A 597-nucleotide genomic window follows, 5' to 3' on the forward strand; every position below is an offset into this window, starting at 1 on the left:
GGTGCTGCCATGCTCCTCATCCTCCCGTGGAATCAGAGCCTCCACCAGACCCGGGGCGATTCAGCGTCAGTCGATCACGGCGGCTGTGGCTTCGACTTCCACGAGCTGGTGGTCGTATCCGAGTGCGGCAACACCGATCAGCGTGCTCGGCACGTCATGGTCACCAAATGCGTCGCGGACGACCTCCCATGCCGCCACGAGATCGGCCTGATCGGAAGAGGCGACGAGCACACGGGTGGCAATGACGTCCTCTAGTGCGGCGTCAGCCTCTCCGAGGGCGACCTTCATGTTCTCGATGCACTTGGCGGCCTGTCCTGCGAAGTCACCTTCACCGCAGGTCGATCCGTCGCGGTTCAGTGGGCACGATCCTGCCAGGAAGATCAGGCGTGCTTCCGCGGGTGCGGTTGCGGCGTAGGCGTACTCCGCTGCGTCCGACAGCGCGTTGGAACGAATCAGGGTCACGGACTTGGGCATTGCTAGCCTCCGGGTCGATTGCGTATGCGGACACCTTCGCATCTCCGCCTGAGCGGGATCGGGACTGCCGCACGGAGAGGTGACATCTTGACCTGACCTATGGCTCGGTTTCCAGTTGACGTC

The 597-nt window shown here is 63.3% G+C and carries 1 protein-coding gene; it reads right to left on the bottom strand.

The genetic code is table 11. From position 1 onward, the window contains the following. Positions 1–66 precede the first annotated feature (66 nt). Positions 67–474, bottom strand: a complete 408-nt coding sequence (locus tag FSY66_RS12430) for a RidA family protein (protein ID WP_144795405.1) — start codon at positions 472–474, stop codon at positions 67–69. Between the last annotated feature and the right edge of the window lie 123 nt (positions 475–597).

Origin of the sequence: Kocuria palustris (genome assembly GCF_007666205.1) — a bacterium.
GTDB classification, from domain to species: Bacteria; Actinomycetota; Actinomycetes; order Actinomycetales; family Micrococcaceae; genus Kocuria; species Kocuria palustris_A.

What these genes read in the sequence shown, in the direction of transcription:
- FSY66_RS12430 (WP_144795405.1), bottom strand. Translation starts at nt 474, where the DNA reads ATGCCCAAGTCCGTGACCCTGATTCGTTCCAACGCGCTGTCGGACGCA.